We start from the raw sequence: 16,369 nt of genomic DNA on the forward strand, positions 1-16,369 counted from the left end.
GAGCATGGCTCGCCCCGCACACGGACATGCGCTCGTCACCGTCTTCGAAGGGCGCACCCTCGACGCCTGGTACCCCGCGCCGGCGCTCGGCGCGGCCGACGGCGCCGCTGCGCCCGAGGGCCTGGCCGAGCAGGCGGGGCCCGTCCCCGAGCGCGGCGTCGACGTCGAGCACCGCCTGGTGGAGATCGACCTGGATGCGCCGCCGGCGTCGGTCGAGGACGCCTTCCTGCGCCTGCACCTGCTGAGCCACCGCCTCGTGCGCCCGAACTCGATCAACCTCGACGGCATCTTCGGCGCGCTGCCGCTCGTCGCGTGGACGAGCGCCGGCCCCGTCGACCCCGCGTGGGCGGCCGCCCACCGCGTGCAGCTGCAGCGCGCGGGCATCCAGGTGCAGGTGCTCGACCGCTTCCCGCGCATGACCGACTACGTGATGCCCGAGGGCGTCCGCATCGGCGACGCCGCACGCATCCGCCTGGGAGCGCACCTCGCGCCCGGCACCGTCGTCATGCACGAGGGCTTCGTGAACTTCAACGCGGGCACGCTCGGCGCCTCGATGGTCGAGGGCCGCATCTCGCAGGGCGTGGTCGTCGGCGACGGCACCGACATCGGCGGCGGCGCCTCGATCATGGGCACGCTCTCGGGCGGCGGCACCGAGCGGGTGGTGCTCGGCGAGCGCGTGCTGCTCGGCGCGAACGCGGGCGTCGGCATCTCGCTCGGCGACGACTCGGTCGTCGAGGCGGGGCTCTACGTCACCGCGGGCACCAAGGTCACGGTGCAGCCAGGCGGCGAGACGGTGAAGGCGGTCGAGCTCTCGGGCCGTCCGGGGCTGCTGTTCCGCCGCAACTCGGTCTCGGGCGCCGTCGAGGTCGTCGCGCGCGACGGCCGCGGAGTCGAGCTGAACGCGGCCCTGCACTGATGGAGGCGGCCGAGCCCGCCGCGGCGCCCGTCCCCGCGCTGCACCTGCAGCAGCTCGCGAAGCGCTTCGGGCAGAAGGTCGCGGTCGACGGGCTCACGCTCGCCGTGCCGCAGGGCTCGCTCTTCGGGCTCGTCGGGCCGAACGGCGCCGGCAAGACGACGACCCTCTCGATGGCGACGGGGCTCCTGCGCCCCGATCACGGCAGCGCCGCGGTGCTGGGGCGCGACGTCTGGCACGACCCGGCCGCCGCCAAGGCGATCATGGGCGTGCTGCCCGACGGCGTGCACCTCTTCGACCGGCTCACCGGCGCGGAGCTGCTGCGCTATACGGGGCTGCTGCGCGGCATGCCCGAGGCCGACGTCGTCGCCCGCGCGGCCGACCTGCTCGGTGCGCTCGGCCTCGACGGCACGGGCGGCACGGCGGTCGCCGACTACTCCGCCGGCATGCGCAAGAAGATCGCACTGGCGTGCGCGCTCATCCACGCCCCGCGGCTCCTCGTGCTCGACGAGCCGTTCGAGTCGGTCGACCCGGTCTCCGGCGAGGCGATCCGCGCCATCCTGCGCGGCTTCGTCGCCTCCGGCGGCACGGTCGTGCTCTCGAGCCACGTGATGGAGCTCGTCGAGTCGCTCTGCGACCGCGTCGCCGTCGTCGCCGAGGGGCGCCTCCTCGCGACCGGCACGCTCGACGAGGTGCGCGCCGGCACGAGCCTGCAGCAGCGCTTCGTGCAGCTGGTGGGCCGCGAGGCGCTCGGGACGGAGACGCTCGCGTGGCTGCGCTCTGCATCGCGCTGAGGTACCGGCTGCTCGTCGGCTCGCTGCGGCAGAGCCCATGGGCGGTCGTCGCGCTCGTGCTCAGCGTGCTCGGCGCGCTGTCGCTGCTCGGCTCGAGCGCGCTCGGCGCGGTCGCGATCCGCGTGCTCGTGCCCGAGCTCGGCGCGCACGCCGCCGTGCTCGCGGGCGCCGCGCTCACCGTGGGCCTCACCGCGATCGCCGTGCTCGTCGGCACGAGCGACCCGCTCGCGCCCGAGCGCTTCAGCCTGCTGCCGGTGCGCGTGCCGCAGCTGCGGCGCGGGCTGCTCGCCGCCTCGCTGCTCGACCCGTGGGGCGCGGTCGCGGTGCTCGCGGTCGCGATCGGCCTCATCGTCTGGTCGACCTCGGCGGCGGCGCTCGTCGCCGGCGCGCTGCTGCTGCCGGTCGCGGTGCTCACGGTGCTGCTCATCACCCGCGTGATCGCCGACCTGCTCGCCCGGCAGCTCGCGAGCCGACGCGCCCGCGACGTCATGGCGCTGCTGCTGCTCGTCGCGATCGCCGCCGCGGCGCTCGGCATGCAGTCGTTCGCCGCGGGCGTCGGCGAGCTGGGCGACGCGGCGCCGGTCGTGGCGGATGCGTCGCGCGTCGTCGGGTGGACGCCGCTCGGGGCCGTGTTCGACGTGCCGCGCGCCGTCGCGGCGGGCGCCTGGCCGGAGGCCGCCGCCAAGCTCGCGATCGCCCTCGCCACGGTCGCGCTGTCGTGGTGGGCGTGGGGCCGCATGCTCGCGGAGCGGCTGACGAACCCGATCGTGCTCCGCGGCGGCGGACGGGTGCGCGAGGGGCGCCTGCTCGACCGCCTGCTCCCCGCCACCCCGGCCGGCGCGATCGCGGCCAGGAGCATCCGCTACCGGCGCCGCGACGTGCGGCACCTCATGAACGTGATCGCGGTGCTCATCGTGCCCGCGATGATCGCGGGCCTGCAGCTCGTCGCCGACGAGGTGCCGCGCGAGCCCATCGCGCTGCTGCCGCTGCTGATGGCGGTCGTGGCGGCGAGCATGCTGCAGATCGACGTCGCCTACGACAGCAGCGCGTTCGCGTGGCACCTGCTCGCCGGGGTGCGCGGCGTCGACGACCGCGCGGGCCGGCTGCTCGGCACCTCGGTCGTGTTCGTGCCGGCGCTCGCGATCACCGCGGTGCTCGCGTGCTGGGCCGCCGGCCGCTGGGACGTGCTGCCCGCGAGCCTCGCCGTCGGCGTCGGCACGTACGGGCTCGTCGGCGGAGCGCTGCTGTGGCTCGGCGCCTACCTGCCGGGCGAGGCGCCCCCACCCGGCTCGAACCCGCTCGGCCGCGGCTCGTCGGGCGGCGTGCAGTCGCTCGCGGGCGTGGCGCTCTCGCTGCCGGTGCTCGGCATCGCGGGCGCGCCGTTCCTGCTGCCGGCGGTGGCCGCGCTGTGGATCCCGTGGCTCGGCTGGGTCGCGCTCGCGGCGGCGCTCCTCATCGGCGGGCTCGCGTCATGGCTCGGCATCCGCCTCGGCGGCGCCGCGCTCGACCGCCGCGGCCCCGAGGTGCTGGCGCAGGTCTCGAAGGCGCACTGAGCCGGCGCCCGACGGCGTCAGCCGATGAGCGCCTGCAGCGGGCCGCGCACGAAGAACACGACGAAGAGCGCCGCGACGATCCACAGCAGCGGCGAGATCGTCTTCGCGCGCCCGGAGACGGCGTTGATGATCACCCACGCGATGAAGCCGACGCCGATGCCGTTGGCGATGTTGTAGGTGAGCGGCATCACGACGATCGTGAGGAACGCGGGCAGCGCGACGCGGAAGTCGGTGAAGTCGATGTCGGCGATCTGGCTCATCATCATCGCGCCGACCACGACGAGCGTCGCGGCCGCGACCTCGAGCGGCACGATCTGCGTGAGCGGCGTGAGGAACATCGCGGCCAGGAACAGCACGCCGGTCACGACCGAGGCGAGCCCGGTGCGGGCGCCCTCGCCGATGCCGGCGGCCGAGTCGACGAAGACCGTGTTCGACGACGCGCTCGCGCCGCCGCCCGCGATCGCGCCGACGCCCTCGACCACGAGGGCGCGCTTGAGGCCCGGGAACTGGCCGTCGGGCGTCGCGATGCCCGCCTGGCGCGCGAGGCCCGTCATGGTGCCCATCGCGTCGAAGAAGTTGAGGAACAGCAGCGTGAAGATGAACATCGTCGTCGCGAGCATGCCGATCCGCTCGAACGAGCCGAACGAGACCTGACCGACGAGCGAGAGGTCGGGCAGCGCGACGATGCTCGTCGGCAGCGCCGGGGCGTTGAGGTTCCACGCGTCGGGGTCCTGGCCGAGCGACGGGCCGACGCGGAAGATCGACTCGAGCACGATCGCGATGACCGTGGTCGCGACGATGCCGATGAGCAGCGCGCCCTTGACGCGCAGCGCCATGAGGATGCCCATGAGCACCACGCCGATGACGAACGTCGCGGTCGGCAGCGACGTGATCGAGCCGCCGTCGCCGAGCTGCACGGGCGGGGCGGCGATGCCGGTCGAGCGCACGAAGCCCGAGTCGACGAAGCCGATGAAGGCGATGAAGAGGCCGATGCCGACCGCGATCGCGCTCTTGAGCGCCGAGGGCACGGCGTCGAAGATCATCCGCCTCAGGCCGGTCGCGGCGAGCAGCACGATGATGAGGCCGTTGAGAGCCACGAGGCCCATCGCCTCCGGCCACGTCAGCTCGCCCACGAGCCCGAAGGCGAGGAACGAGTTGATGCCGAGGCCCGCCGCGAGGCCGAAGGGCACGTTGGCGATGAGCCCCATCGCGAGCGTCATCAGGCCGCCCACGAGCGCCGTGACGGCCGCGACCTGGCCGTTGGGGAGCCATCCGCCCTCGACGTCGGTCGCCGCCTGGTCGGCCGAGAACCCGCCGATGATGAGCGGGTTCAGCACGATGATGTACGCCATCGCGAAGAACGTGACGAGGCCGCCGCGGATCTCCTGCGAGACGCTCGAGCCGCGCTCGGAGATCTTGAAGAAGCGGTCGACGGCGCCGGTGGGCGTCGCCTGCGTGGTGCTGGTCATGGATGCTCCGGGTCAGCCGCGCAGGCGGCACGGGGGCGAGCGGCGGGGCCGCAGGCCGGGGTGGGTCAGATGTGGCGCTCGGTGGGGCCGACGTACAGCTGCTGCGGGCGGCCGATCTTCGTCTGCGGGTCGAGCATCATCTCGCGCCAGTGCGCGATCCAGCCGGGCAGGCGGCCGATGGCGAACAGCACCGTGAACATGCGCTCCGGGAAGCCCATCGCCTTGTAGATGACGCCCGTGTAGAAGTCGACGTTCGGGTAGAGCTTGCGCTCCTTGAAGTAGTCGTCGGCGAGCGCGACCTGCTCGAGCTCCTGCGCGATGTCGAGCAGCGGGTCGCGCACGCCGAGCTGCGCGAGCACCTCCTCGGCGGACGCCTTGACGAGCTTCGCGCGCGGGTCGTAGTTCTTGTAGACGCGGTGCCCGAAGCCCATGAGCTTCACGCCCTGCTCCTTGCGCTTCACGCGCTCGACGAAGCGCTCGACGCCGTCGCCGGAGTCGCGGATGCCGCGCAGCATCGCGAGCACCGCCTCGTTCGCGCCGCCGTGCAGCGGGCCCGAGAGCGCGTGGATGCCGGCCGAGACCGAGGCGAACAGGTTGGCGTCGGTCGAGCCGACGAGCCGCACGGTCGACGTCGACGCGTTCTGCTCGTGGTCGGCGTGCAGGATGAGCAGCCGCTCGAGCGCGCGCACCATCACCGGGTTCTGGATGTACTCCTCGGCCTGGATGCCGAAGTTGAGCTTGAGGTAGTTCTCGACGAACGAGAGCGAGTTGTCGGGGTAGAGGAACGCCTGCCCGATCGACTTCTTGTGCGCGTACGCGGCGATGACCGGCATCTTCGCGAGCAGCCGGATGGTCTGCTTGTCGACCTTGTCGGCGTCGCGCGGGTCGTGGTCGTGCTCGTAGTACGTCGACAGGGCGCTCACGGCGCTCGAGAGCGCGCTCATCGGGTGCGCGTCGCGCGGCAGCGCGTCGAAGAAGCGGCGCAGGTCCTCGTGCAGCAGCGTGTGGCGGCGCACGCGCTGGTCGAAGCCGGCCAGCTCGTCCTCGCTCGGCAGCTCGCCGTAGATGAGCAGGTGCGCGACGTCGAGGAACGTCTTCTGCTCGGCGAGCTCCTCGATCGGGTAGCCGCGGTAGCGCAGGATGCCCTCGTCGCCGTCGATGTAGGTGATCGACGAGCGGGTGGCGGAGGTGTTGACGAAGCCGTAGTCGAGGGCCGTGAGGCCGGTGTCGCGCGTGAGCTTCGACACGTCGATCGCGGAGCGGCCGTCCGAGGCCTCGAGCACCTGCAGCTCGGTGGAGCGGCCGTCGTGCTGGAGCGTCACGCTGCGGCCAGCGGCGGAGCCGGCGTCGCTCGCCCGCGTCGAGATGGCAGGGCTGGTTGCGGTGTCCTCGGTCGTCACCAGGACAGCCTACCCGCCCTCCGGCGGCGCCCTCCCACGCCGCCGGGGCTCAGCCGCGCAGGCGCGCCGCGGCCTCCGCGATGTCGTCGTCGGATGCGGTGAGCGCGACCCGCACGTGGGTCGCGTCGCCGTAGAAGGTGCCCGGGGCGACCAGGATCCCCAGCCGCGCGAGCGCGTCGACCTGCGCGAGCGCATCCGTGCCGTCGGTCGCCCACAGGTACAGGCCCGCCTCCGACTCGACCGCGAAGCCGCGCTCGCGGAGCGCCGGCAGCAGCAGCGCGCGCCGCGCCCGGTAGCGCTCGCGCTGCTCGTCGACGTGGCTCGCATCGCCGAGCGCGACCGCGAGCGCGTGCTGCACGGGGCTCGGCGCCATGAGGCCGAGGTGCTTGCGCACCGCGAGCACCCGCTGCACGACCGCCGCGTCGCCGGCGATGAACGCGGCGCGGTAGCCGGCGAGGTTGGACTGCTTGCTGAGCGAGTAGACGGCGATGAGGCCCGACAGGTCGCCGTCGGTGACGCGCGGATCGAGGATCGAGGGCGCCTCGTCGACCTCCCAGGGCAGCAGCGCGTAGCACTCGTCGCTCGCCACCACGACGCCCCGCTCGCGCGCCGCGCGCACGACGCGCCGCAGCGCATCCACGCCCAGCACCGCTCCGGTCGGGTTCGACGGCGAGTTGAGCCACACGAGCCTCGTCGACTCGGGCCAGGCGCCTGGGTCGTCGGCGGGCACCGGCGTCGCGCCGGCCATCCGCGCGCCGATGTCGTAGGTCGGGTAGGCGACGGCCGGGTGCACGACCGCGTCGCCCGGGCCGAGGCCGAGCTGCTGCGGGAGTCCGGCGACGAGCTCCTTCGAGCCGACCGTCACGAGCACGCTCTCGTCGGTCAGGCCCGGCACGCCGCGCACGCGGGCGAACCACTCGACGATCGCCCGGCGCGCCTCGGGCGTGCCCCAGTTCGTCGGGTAGCCGTGCGCGTCGGTCGCCTCGCGCAGCGCCCGCTGCAGCAGCTTGGGCGTCGGGTCGACCGGCGAGCCGACGCTCAGGTCGACGAGGCCGCCGGGGTGCGCGCTCGCGAGCGCCTTGGCGTCGGCGAGGGTGTCCCAGGGGAAGTCGGGCAGGCGGAGCATCGGCTCGGCCGCGGCTCAGGCCTGCGGCGGCAGCGCGGCCACGATCGGGTGGTCGTGCTTGATGACGCCCACCTTCGCGGCCCCGCCGGGCGAGCCGATCTCGTCGAAGAAGTGCACGTTGGCCTCGTAGTACTCGGCCCACTCCTCCGGCGTGTCGTCCTCGTAGAAGATCGCCTCGACCGGGCACACCGGCTCGCACGCGCCGCAGTCGACGCACTCGTCGGGGTGGATGTACAGCATCCGCTCCCCCTCGTAGATGCAGTCGACGGGGCACTCGTCGACGCAGGCGCGATCCTTGACGTCGACGCACGGGAGCGCGATCACATAGGTCACTGCCGGTCCCCTTCCGTCGGCTCGGTGTCCGGCCGGCGCTGCTGCGCCTGGCTCATCGCTGCCATCCTAATCCGGCGCGTGGCCTCGGCGTCCGGCCACGCCAGGGCGAGCAGCGATGCGACGGCCGGCACGATGGTCCAGAGCCAGCCGGGCAGGTTCGTCGGCACGAGCGCGCGCTCGGTGCCGAACGTGCCGCGGCCGAGCGGGTCGATCGCGATGAGCGCGATCACGCCCACCACGCCGAGCACCGCCGCGATCGTCATGGGCCGGGAGCCGGATGCCGCGCGCACGCCGCCGATGAAGCCGACGGCGGCGACGAGCGACAGCAGGATGCCCCACGGCACCTGCTGGTGCGAGAAGGTGCCGACGACGCCGATGACGATGCCCGCGAGCAGCGCGCCGGCGCGCAGCAGCCAGCGGGTGCGGCGCGCCGGCCGGGTCTCGATCAGCCGGTAGTGCTCGACCGCATCGAGCGGCCGGCGCTGGCCCCCGACGTGCACGACGTCGTCGCCCTCGACGGTGAGCTGCGAGCGGTGCGCGGCGAGCGCGTCGAGCACGCGCTGGCGCACGGGCTCGAGCGGGAAGGCGACGTCGGCGGGCCGGTCGGTGCGCACGTAGAGCGGCAGGTCGTAGCGGCGGGCGACGATGACGGATGCGCGGTGCGCGGCCACGTGGTCCGGGTGGCCGTAGCCGCCGTCGGCGTCGTAGGTGACCATCGCCGTCGGGTCGGTCTCCTCGATGACGACGCCGAGCGCATCCGCGAGGTCGTCGGGGTCGGCCATGCCCATCGCGGTGGGCGGCGCGTCGGGCGCGGGGCCCGCGACACCGCTGCGGATCCATGACATGCCGGAGTCGTCCCACCCGTGGATGCGGCGGCCGCGCGCGCCGAGCGCGCGGAGCGCCTGATCGAGCTCCTGCCGACGCACCTCGCCGACGCCGACCTGGTCGACGTCGGGCTGGCGCTCGGCGCGCACCTCGCCGCGCTCGCCGAGGGTGAACGTCACGACGACCGCGTCGCCGCCGCCCGCGGCGACGGTCGCGATCGCGGCGCCGGTCGAGAGCGTCTCGTCATCGGGGTGCGCGTGCACGAACAGCACGCGCTCGAGGCGGGGGTCCATTCCTCTCATCCAACCACCGCCGCACGCCCTCCGATGACGCGCGCGCCTCAGAACGCGGCGGGGCGCACCGGCGCAGGAACCGCGCGCAGGTACGGCAGCGCGCGGTCGGCCGCCGCCTCGATGCGGTCGAGCACCGCGGCGCAGCGCACGCGGCCGTGCTCGAACTCCTCGCTCGCGGCGTAGACGCCGACGGGCAGCGTGAGCGCCTGGAAGAACGCGAACAGCGGCCGCAGCTGGTGCTCGATCGTGAGCGCGTGGCGGTGGGAGCCGCCCGTCGCGGCGAGCAGCACCGGCACGTCGACGAGCGCGCGCTGGTCGACGAAGTCGAACAGGTGCTTGAACAGGCCCGTGAAGCTCGCCCGGTACACCGGGCTCCCCACCACGAGCAGGTCGGCCTCCTCGATGGCGCGGATCGCCCGCTCCGCCTCGGCCGGCAGCGACTCGCGCCGCAGCGCGCCCCCGAGGTGCGGCCCGACGTCGACGAGCTCGACGAGCTCGATCGTCGCGTCCGTGCGCCGCGCGACCGCGTCGGCGAGCGCGGCGACGAGCGCCGTCGTCGACGACGGCCGGTGCACGCTGCCGCTCACGGCGACGATGCGGAGGGTCGGATGCGTCATGGCGGCAACGGTAGGCCCGCGCGGCCCCGGGCGGGCGAGTGTGACGGACCGTGACGCGCCATGACGCCGGGCGTCGCCCATCCGTTGCCCCGCCCCTCCGGCGCCCGCCACGATGCCGGGCATGACACGCCAGATCCGCTTCAACGCCTTCGACATGAACTGCGTCGCGCACCAGTCCTCCGGGCTGTGGCGCCACCCCGACGACCGGTCGCGGCACTACAACACCATCGGCTACTGGACCGAGCTGGCCCAGCTGCTCGAGCGCGGCGCCTTCGACGGCCTCTTCATCGCCGACGTGCTCGGCACCTACGACGTCTACGGCGGGACGCGCGAGGCGGCCGTGCGCAACGGCGCGCAGGTGCCGGTCAACGACCCGATCCTGCTCGTGAGCGCGATGGCCGCGGTCACCGAGCACCTCGGCTTCGGCATCACCGCCGGCACCGCGTTCGAGCACCCCTACCCCTTCGCCCGCCGCATGACGACCCTCGACCACCTCACGGGCGGCCGCGTGGGCTGGAACGTCGTCACCGGCTACCTGCCGAGCGCCGCGCGCAACATGGGGCAGGACGACCAGCTCGCGCACGACGACCGCTACGACCACGCCGACGAGTACCTCGAGGTGCTCTACAAGCTGTGGGAGGGCTCGTGGGAGGACGACGCCGTCGTCGAGGACCGCGAGCGCGGCGTCTTCGCCGACCCGTCGAAGGTGCACGACATCGACCACCGCGGACGCTTCTTCACCGTGCCGGGCGCGCACATCTCGGAGCCGTCGCCGCAGCGCACGCCGGTCATCTACCAGGCGGGCGCCTCGCCCCGCGGGGTCGCCTTCGCGGCCGAGCACGCCGAGGCGATCTTCGTCGCGGCCCCCTCGAAGGAGGTGCTCGCCGGCACCGTGCGGCGCATCCGCGACGCCCTCGAGGCCTCCGGCCGCGACCGCCGCTCAGCCCGCATCTACACGCTGCTCACCATCATCACCGCGGCGACCGGCGAGGAGGCGCTCGCGAAGGAGGCCGAGTACCGCTCCTACGCGAGCGAGGCGGGCGCGCTCGTGTTCATGTCGGGATGGATGGGCGTCGACCTCGCCGCCTACGACCCGGCGGACCCGGTGGGCGACGTCGAGTCGAACGCGATCCAGTCGGTGCTGCACCACCTGCAGGCCGAGGCGGAGCTGGGCCGCGAGTGGTCGGTCGGCGACCTCGGCCGCCATGCCGCGATCGGCGGGCTCGGGCCGACGCTCGTCGGCAGCGGCGAGGAGATCGCGGATGCGCTGCAGGAGTGGGTGGAGGAGACCGACGTCGACGGGTTCAACCTCGCCTACGCCGTCACGCCCGGCACCTGGGAGGACGTGATCGAGCACGTCGTGCCGGTGCTGCGGGAGCGCGGCGCCTACCCCGAGGCGTACGCCGAGGGCACGCTGCGCCAGAAGCTGCACGGCCGCGGCGCCCGCCTCCCGGACGAGCACCGCGGCGCGTCGCACCGCATCCGGCCGGCCCCCACCCCCGCCTGACCCTGATTGGTCACGAATCGCTGTCGCGGGCCCCTGCGCACAGCGATTCGTGACCAATCGATCGGGGGCGCCTCGGGCGGGGTGGAGCGGGACGCCAGGGCGATCCACAGCGGGGTCGCTCGGCGCGGCGGGTGCGGCGCCCGATCGGGCATGGTCCGGGGATGGATGCGGAGCGCACGGTGTTCACCACGAGGCAGGGGAAGGCGTCCGGCCTGACGGTCGCGCAGCTGCGCGGAGCGGCGTTCCGACGCCCGGCGAGCGGGTGCCGCGTCGTCGGGCCGCCGCCGACCACCGTCGAGGAGGGCCGCGACGAGCTGATCGCCGCGCTCACCGCGCTCGCGAGACCCGACCAGTTCTTCTCCCACGCGACCGCAGCGCTCCTCCACGGCATGCCGATCCCGCGCCGGCTGGAGCGCGGACCGGTGCACCTCGCATCCCCTTCCTTCACCGGGCGGATGCGCCGGCCCGGCGTGGTCGGACACCGCATCAAGTCGGAGGTCGTCGAGGTCGCCGGGCTCCGCGCGGAGGCCGTCGCCGACACCTTCGTCCACCTCGCGACCCTGCTCAGCGTCGAGGAGCTGGTGGCGGTCGGCGACTGGATCGTCGATCCGCGGCGCACCGGCAGCCTCACGATCGACGCGCTCGCCGACGCGACGCGCCGCTACCGAGGAGCCCGCGGCATGGCGGTGGTGGACCGCGCGCTCGCGCTCGTGCGCCCCGGCGCCGAGTCGGCGAAGGAGACGCAGCTGCGGCTGCGCATCATCGGCGCAGGCCTGCCCGAGCCGGTGCTGCAGCTCGAGCTCCGCGAGCCCGACGGCCGCGTCTGGGCGCGGATCGACCTCGCCTACCCCGAGCTGCGGCTCGCGATCGAGTACGACGGCGAGCAGCATCGGACCGACGACGGGCAGTACCAGCGCGACATCCGTCGGCTGCGGAGGCTGCAGTCCGAGGGCTGGTACGTCATCCGCGTCACCAAGGCAGACCTCCAGGGCGGCGCCCGGGGCGTGCTCGCGCACATCGCGCACGTGCGTGCGCTCCGCATGGCCGCGGCTGCCGCGACCCGCTGAGCCGGGGTGCCCGCCCAGCCATCGCCGACCGGCGACGGCTCAAGACCGATTGGTCACGAAGTGCTGGCCGGAGGGCTCACGGCCAGCACTTCGTGACCAATCGACGGGAGGGTCAGCCCTGCTTCTTGAGGCGCGACGCCTCGCGGGCACGGGTGGTCGCGTCGAGCGTCACCTTGCGGATGCGCACGGCGTGCGGCGTCACCTCGACGCACTCGTCGTCGCGCGCCCACTCGAGGCACTCCTCGAGCGAGAGCGTCTTCGGCGGCGTCAGGCGCTCGAGCTCCTCACCGGTCGACGACCGGATGTTGTTGAGCTTCTTCTCCTTAGTGATGTTGACGTCCATGTCGTCGGAGCGCGCGTTCTCGCCGACGACCATCCCCTCGTAGACGTCGTCGCCGGGCTTCACGAAGAAGACCCCGCGCTCCTGCAGCGCCATGATCGCGTTGGGCGTGGCGACGCCCGTGCGGTCGGCGACGAGCGCGCCGTTGTTGCGCGTGGTGATCGCGCCCGCCCACGGCTGCCAGCCGTGCGCGATCGCGTTGGCGATGCCCGTGCCGCGCGTGCTCGTGAGGAACTCGGTGCGGAAGCCGATGAGGCCGCGGCTCGGCACGACGAACTCCATGCGCACCCAGCCGGTGCCGTGGTTCGTCATCCCGTCCATGATGCCCTTGCGGCCCGCGAGCAGCTGGGTCACGGCACCGAGGTGCTCCTCGGGGACGTCGATCGTGAGGTGCTCGAACGGCTCGTGCAGCACGCCGTCGATCTTGCGCGTGACCACCTGCGGCTTGCCGACGGTCAGCTCGAAGCCCTCGCGACGCATCTGCTCGACGAGGATCGCGAGCGCGAGCTCGCCGCGGCCCTGCACCTCCCACGCGTCGGGCCGGCCGATGTCGACGACGCGCAGCGACACGTTGCCGATGAGCTCGCGGTCGAGGCGGTCCTTCACCATGCGGCCGGTGAGCTTGGAGCCCTTGATCTTGCCGGCGAGCGGCGACGTGTTGGTGCCGATCGTCATCGAGATCGCCGGCTCGTCGACGGTGATCGCCGGCAGCGGGCGCACGTCGTCGGGGTCGGCGAGCGTCTCGCCGATGGTGATCTCGGCGATGCCGGCGACCGCGACGATGTCGCCGGGGCCGGCGCTCTCGGCCGGCACGCGGTCGAGCGCCTTCGTCTCGAGCAGCTCGGTGACGCGCACGTTCTGCACCTCGCCGTCGTGCCGCACCCAGGCGACCGTCTGGCCCTTCTTGAGCGTGCCCGCCTTGATGCGCAGCAGCGCGAGGCGGCCGAGGAAGGGGGATGCGTCGAGGTTGGTGACGTGCGCCTGCAGCGGCGCCTCGTCGTCGTACGTCGGCGCCGGGATGTGCTCGAGGATCGCCCCGAAGAGCGGCTCGAGGTCCTCGCTGTCGGGCAGCGAGCCGTCGGCGGGCTTCGCGGTCGACGCGCGCCCGGCCTTGCCGGATGCGTAGACGACCGGCACGTCGAGAACGGCGTCGAGGTCGAGGTCGGGCACGTCGTCGGCGAGGTCGGAGGCGAGGCCGAGCAGCAGGTCCTGGCTCTCCCCCACGACCGCGTCGATGCGCGCGTCGTGGCGGTCGGTCTTGTTGACGAGCAGGATCACGGGGAGCTTGGCCTCGAGCGCCTTGCGGAGCACGAAGCGCGTCTGCGGCAGCGGGCCCTCGGAGGCGTCGACGAGCAGCACGACGCCGTCGACCATCGACAGGCCGCGCTCGACCTCGCCGCCGAAGTCGGCGTGGCCGGGGGTGTCGATGACGTTGATCGTGACGGGGCCGTCGGCGGCGTGCGCGCCGGTGTAGCGGATCGCCGTGTTCTTGGCGAGGATCGTGATGCCCTTCTCACGCTCCAGCTCGTTCGAGTCCATGGCGCGCTCGTCGTGCGTGTCGTGGGCCCCGAAGGAGCCGGTCTGCGTCAGCATCGCGTCGACGAGGGTGGTCTTGCCGTGGTCGACGTGGGCGACGATCGCCACGTTGCGGAGGTCGGATCGCGCGGCGATCGGCATGCAGGTGCCTTCCGGTTCTGGGGAGTTCGCGACGAACGGCCGCGGCGCCCATCCTAGCGGGCGGCCGCGGCCGTGCGTGCGGGACGGCGGTCAGCTCGCCCGGCGCGACTCCCTGCGCTCGGCCTGCGCGACCGGGTCCGGCAGCGGCACGGCGGAGATGAGGCGCTGCGTGTAGGCGTCCTGCGGGTTGCGCAGGATCTGGTCGCGCGTGCCCTCCTCGACGATGCGCCCCTTCCGCATCACGACGATGCGGTGCGCGAGCGAGTCGACGACCGCGAGGTCGTGGCTGATGAAGAGGCACGCGAACTGCAGCTCCTGCTGGATGCCCGTGAGCAGCTCGAGGAAGCGCGCCTGCACCGACACGTCGAGCGCGGAGGTCGGCTCGTCGGCGATGAGCAGCTCGGGCGCGAGCGCGAGCGCGCGGGCGATGCCGACGCGCTGCTTCTGGCCGCCGGAGAGCTCGTGCGGGTAGCGGTTGCGGTAGGAGGTCGGCAGCTCGACCGACTCCAGCAGCTCCTGCACGCGCTTGTCGAGCGCCTTGTGGTCGATCGCGTCGCCCGCCGCGCGGCGGGAGAGCAGGATCGGCTCGCCGATCGACTCGCCGATCGGCATGCGGGGGTTGAGCGACGACGACGGGTCCTGGAAGACGATGCCGGTCTTCTCGCGCAGCGGCCGCAGGTCGCGCATCGAGGCGGCCGAGATGTCGTGGCCGGCGACGGTCAGCGTGCCCGACTTGATGGGCAGCAGGCCGATCGCGGCGCGGCCGAGCGTCGTCTTGCCGGAGCCCGACTCGCCCACGAGCCCGACGATCTCGCCCGGGTACACCGACAGGTCGATGTCCTCGGCGGCCCGGAACGCCGGCACCCGGCCGCGCTTCGGGTACTCGATGACGACGTCCGCGAAGCGCAGGATGGGGTCGACGGTGTCGGAGACCTTCGACGCCTCGAACGCGCGGCCCGTCTCGTCCTCGTGCACGCCGAGGTACGGCACGGCGGCCAGCAGCTCCTTCGTGTACGGGTGCGAGGGGCGCTGGAAGACGTCGAGCGCCGAGCCGCGGTCGACCATCTCGCCGTTGCGCATGACGATGATGCGGTCGGAGAGGTCGGCGACGACGCCCATGTCGTGCGTGATGAGGATGACCGCGGAGCCCAGCTCGTCCTTCAGCTTGCGCATCAGGTCGAGCACCTCGGCCTGCACCGTCACGTCGAGCGCGGTGGTCGGCTCGTCGGCGATGAGCAGCGCCGGGTCGCACGCGAGCGACTGGGCGATCATGGCGCGCTGGCGCTGGCCGCCCGAGAGCTGGTGCGGGTACTTGTTGAACGCGGTCGGCGGGTCGGGGATCTCGACCTTCGCGATCAGCTCGATCGCGCGCTCCTTCGCCTGGTCGACCGTGAGGTCGTAGTGGCTGCGGAGCGCCTCGGAGATCTGGAAGCCGATCGTGTAGACGGGGTTGAGCGCCGTCATCGGCTCCTGGAAGATCACCGCGATCTCGTTGCCGCGGATGTGGCGGAGGTCGCGCTCGGGGATGCCGAGGATCTCCTTGCCCTTGAGCCGCACCGAGCCGTTCACGCGCGCGTTCGGCGGGAGCAGGCTGATGAGCGCCATCGCGGTCGTCGACTTGCCGGAGCCCGACTCGCCCACGATCGCCAGCACCTCGCCGGCGTGGACCTTGAACTCGGCGTCCTTGACGGCCGGGTAGAACTTGCCGTCGACCCAGAAGTCGACGTTGAGGTCGCGAGCCTCGAGGATGACGTCGCGGTCGGCGACGGGGGCGGCTGCCGTGTCGGTCACGGGAGCTCCTCTCCTGCGTTGTCTGCAGTGCAGTGGTGGTCTGCGAAACTGGATGGATGGCCTATCAGCGAGCGGTGTTCCGATCGTCCTTCGGCAGGGTGATCACGGTGGTGATCGGGGTGCTCATGGGGCTCGCCCTGGCGAGCATCCTGCTCGCCGACGACCCGGTGGGCCTGCTGTGGTCCGCGCCGTGGCCGCTGCTCGGGGCCGCGGTCACGTGGGCCTTCATGTGGCGCCCGCGGGTCACGATCGACCACGGCGGCGTCGAGGTCGTGAACCCCTTCAGCACCTGGGAGGTGCCGTGGGGCGCGATCAAGCGCATCGACACCAAGTGGGCGCTCGAGCTCACGCTCGAGGACCGTCGCCTGACCGCGTGGGCGGCGCCGGCGCCGAGCCGCTACGGCATCGCGCGCGTCACGACCGAGGACATCCGCCTCGCCCGCGAGTCGAGCACGGTGGGCGGCGCGATCCGCCCCGGAGACGCCGTGCACAGCGTCTCCGGCGCGGCCGCGCACGTCACCCGCACCCACTGGGAGGAGCTGCGCGACGAGGGCCTGCTCGACGAGGCGGCCACGGCGACCCGCAGCTGGCACTGGCCGACGATCGCGATCGTCGCCGTGCCGGCGCTGCTGGCCGCCGCTGGCCTCGTGCTTCGCTGAGCGCA

14 protein-coding genes are annotated in these 16,369 nt (G+C 73.2%); 6 read left to right on the forward strand and 8 right to left on the reverse strand.

All coding sequences use genetic code 11. From position 1 onward, the window contains the following. Positions 1–4 precede the first annotated feature (4 nt). From MU522_RS00575 to MU522_RS00585, 3 genes are read left to right on the forward strand one after another with little or no spacing between them, the layout of a single operon-like run. A complete protein-coding gene (locus MU522_RS00575) occupies positions 5–916 on the forward strand; it encodes a tetrahydrodipicolinate N-succinyltransferase N-terminal domain-containing protein (protein WP_246991723.1) in 912 nt (303 codons plus the stop codon). Then, a complete protein-coding gene (locus MU522_RS00580; protein ID WP_128189921.1) occupies positions 916–1,707 on the forward strand; it encodes an ABC transporter ATP-binding protein in 792 nt (263 codons plus the stop codon). The genes MU522_RS00575 and MU522_RS00580 overlap by 1 nt, the downstream gene beginning before the upstream one ends. Continuing rightward, positions 1,683–3,260 (forward strand): hypothetical protein, encoded by a 1,578-nt coding sequence (locus tag MU522_RS00585; RefSeq protein WP_246991725.1) that lies wholly within the window; start codon positions 1,683–1,685, stop codon positions 3,258–3,260. The genes MU522_RS00580 and MU522_RS00585 overlap by 25 nt, the downstream gene beginning before the upstream one ends. A 17-nt stretch (positions 3,261–3,277) precedes the next feature. Here the strand turns inward: MU522_RS00585 and MU522_RS00590 are convergent, their stop codons facing one another. The 6 genes from MU522_RS00590 to msuE all read right to left on the reverse strand — a co-directional run bounded on the left by MU522_RS00590 (position 3,278) and on the right by msuE (position 9,323). Beyond that, positions 3,278–4,729, reverse strand: coding sequence for an NCS2 family permease (locus MU522_RS00590; RefSeq protein WP_246991728.1), 1,452 nt, complete (start codon positions 4,727–4,729; stop codon positions 3,278–3,280). A gap of 65 nt (positions 4,730–4,794) precedes the next feature. Beyond that, positions 4,795–6,051, reverse strand: coding sequence for a citrate synthase (locus MU522_RS00595; protein ID WP_128189928.1), 1,257 nt, complete (start codon positions 6,049–6,051; stop codon positions 4,795–4,797). Between the two features lie 127 nt (positions 6,052–6,178). After that, positions 6,179–7,255, reverse strand: coding sequence for a succinyldiaminopimelate transaminase (dapC, locus tag MU522_RS00600; RefSeq protein ID WP_246991730.1), 1,077 nt, complete (start codon positions 7,253–7,255; stop codon positions 6,179–6,181). A 15-nt stretch (positions 7,256–7,270) separates the two neighbouring features. After that, the gene (gene fdxA / locus MU522_RS00605; RefSeq protein WP_128189925.1) at positions 7,271–7,588 is read right to left on the reverse strand and encodes a ferredoxin; all 318 of its coding nucleotides are present in this window, start codon (positions 7,586–7,588) and stop codon (positions 7,271–7,273) included. Further along, entirely contained in the window at positions 7,585–8,706 is a 1,122-nt protein-coding gene (locus MU522_RS00610) for a PIG-L family deacetylase (RefSeq protein ID WP_246991732.1), read from the reverse strand. Before MU522_RS00610 ends, fdxA begins: the two co-directional genes overlap by 4 nt. Positions 8,707–8,753: 47 nt before the next feature. Beyond that, positions 8,754–9,323, reverse strand: coding sequence for an FMN reductase (gene msuE / locus MU522_RS00615; RefSeq protein ID WP_246991740.1), 570 nt, complete (start codon positions 9,321–9,323; stop codon positions 8,754–8,756). Positions 9,324–9,444: 121 nt separating this feature from the next. On the opposite strand from msuE, the gene MU522_RS00620 reads away from it, so the two are divergent. Together MU522_RS00620 and MU522_RS00625 are read left to right on the forward strand one after the other, a co-directional pair. Further along, positions 9,445–10,830: an LLM class flavin-dependent oxidoreductase gene (locus MU522_RS00620; protein ID WP_246991741.1), complete on the forward strand. Its 1,386-nt coding sequence runs from the start codon at positions 9,445–9,447 to the stop codon at positions 10,828–10,830. 161 nt (positions 10,831–10,991) lie between these two features. Next, on the forward strand, positions 10,992–11,897 hold the full coding sequence (locus tag MU522_RS00625) for a DUF559 domain-containing protein (protein ID WP_246991744.1): 906 nt from the start codon (positions 10,992–10,994) through the stop codon (positions 11,895–11,897). Between the two features lie 112 nt (positions 11,898–12,009). Here MU522_RS00625 and typA read toward each other — a convergent pair whose 3' ends face one another. Together typA and MU522_RS00635 are read right to left on the reverse strand one after the other, a co-directional pair. Further along, complete coding sequence (typA, locus tag MU522_RS00630) at positions 12,010–13,914, reverse strand: translational GTPase TypA (protein WP_128190585.1); 1,905 nt, start codon at positions 13,912–13,914, stop codon at positions 12,010–12,012. 90 nt (positions 13,915–14,004) lie between these two features. Further along, complete coding sequence (locus MU522_RS00635; RefSeq protein WP_128189800.1) at positions 14,005–15,705, reverse strand: ABC transporter ATP-binding protein; 1,701 nt, start codon at positions 15,703–15,705, stop codon at positions 14,005–14,007. Between the two features lie 56 nt (positions 15,706–15,761). Between MU522_RS00635 and MU522_RS00640 the strand changes: the two genes are divergently transcribed. Next, positions 15,762–16,364, forward strand: a complete 603-nt coding sequence (locus tag MU522_RS00640) for a PH domain-containing protein (RefSeq protein ID WP_128189799.1) — start codon at positions 15,762–15,764, stop codon at positions 16,362–16,364. The last annotated feature ends 5 nt before the right edge of the window (positions 16,365–16,369 follow it).

The organism is Agrococcus sp. SCSIO52902 (assembly GCF_022983135.1).
In the GTDB taxonomy this organism is placed as follows: domain Bacteria; phylum Actinomycetota; class Actinomycetes; order Actinomycetales; family Microbacteriaceae; genus Agrococcus; species Agrococcus sediminis.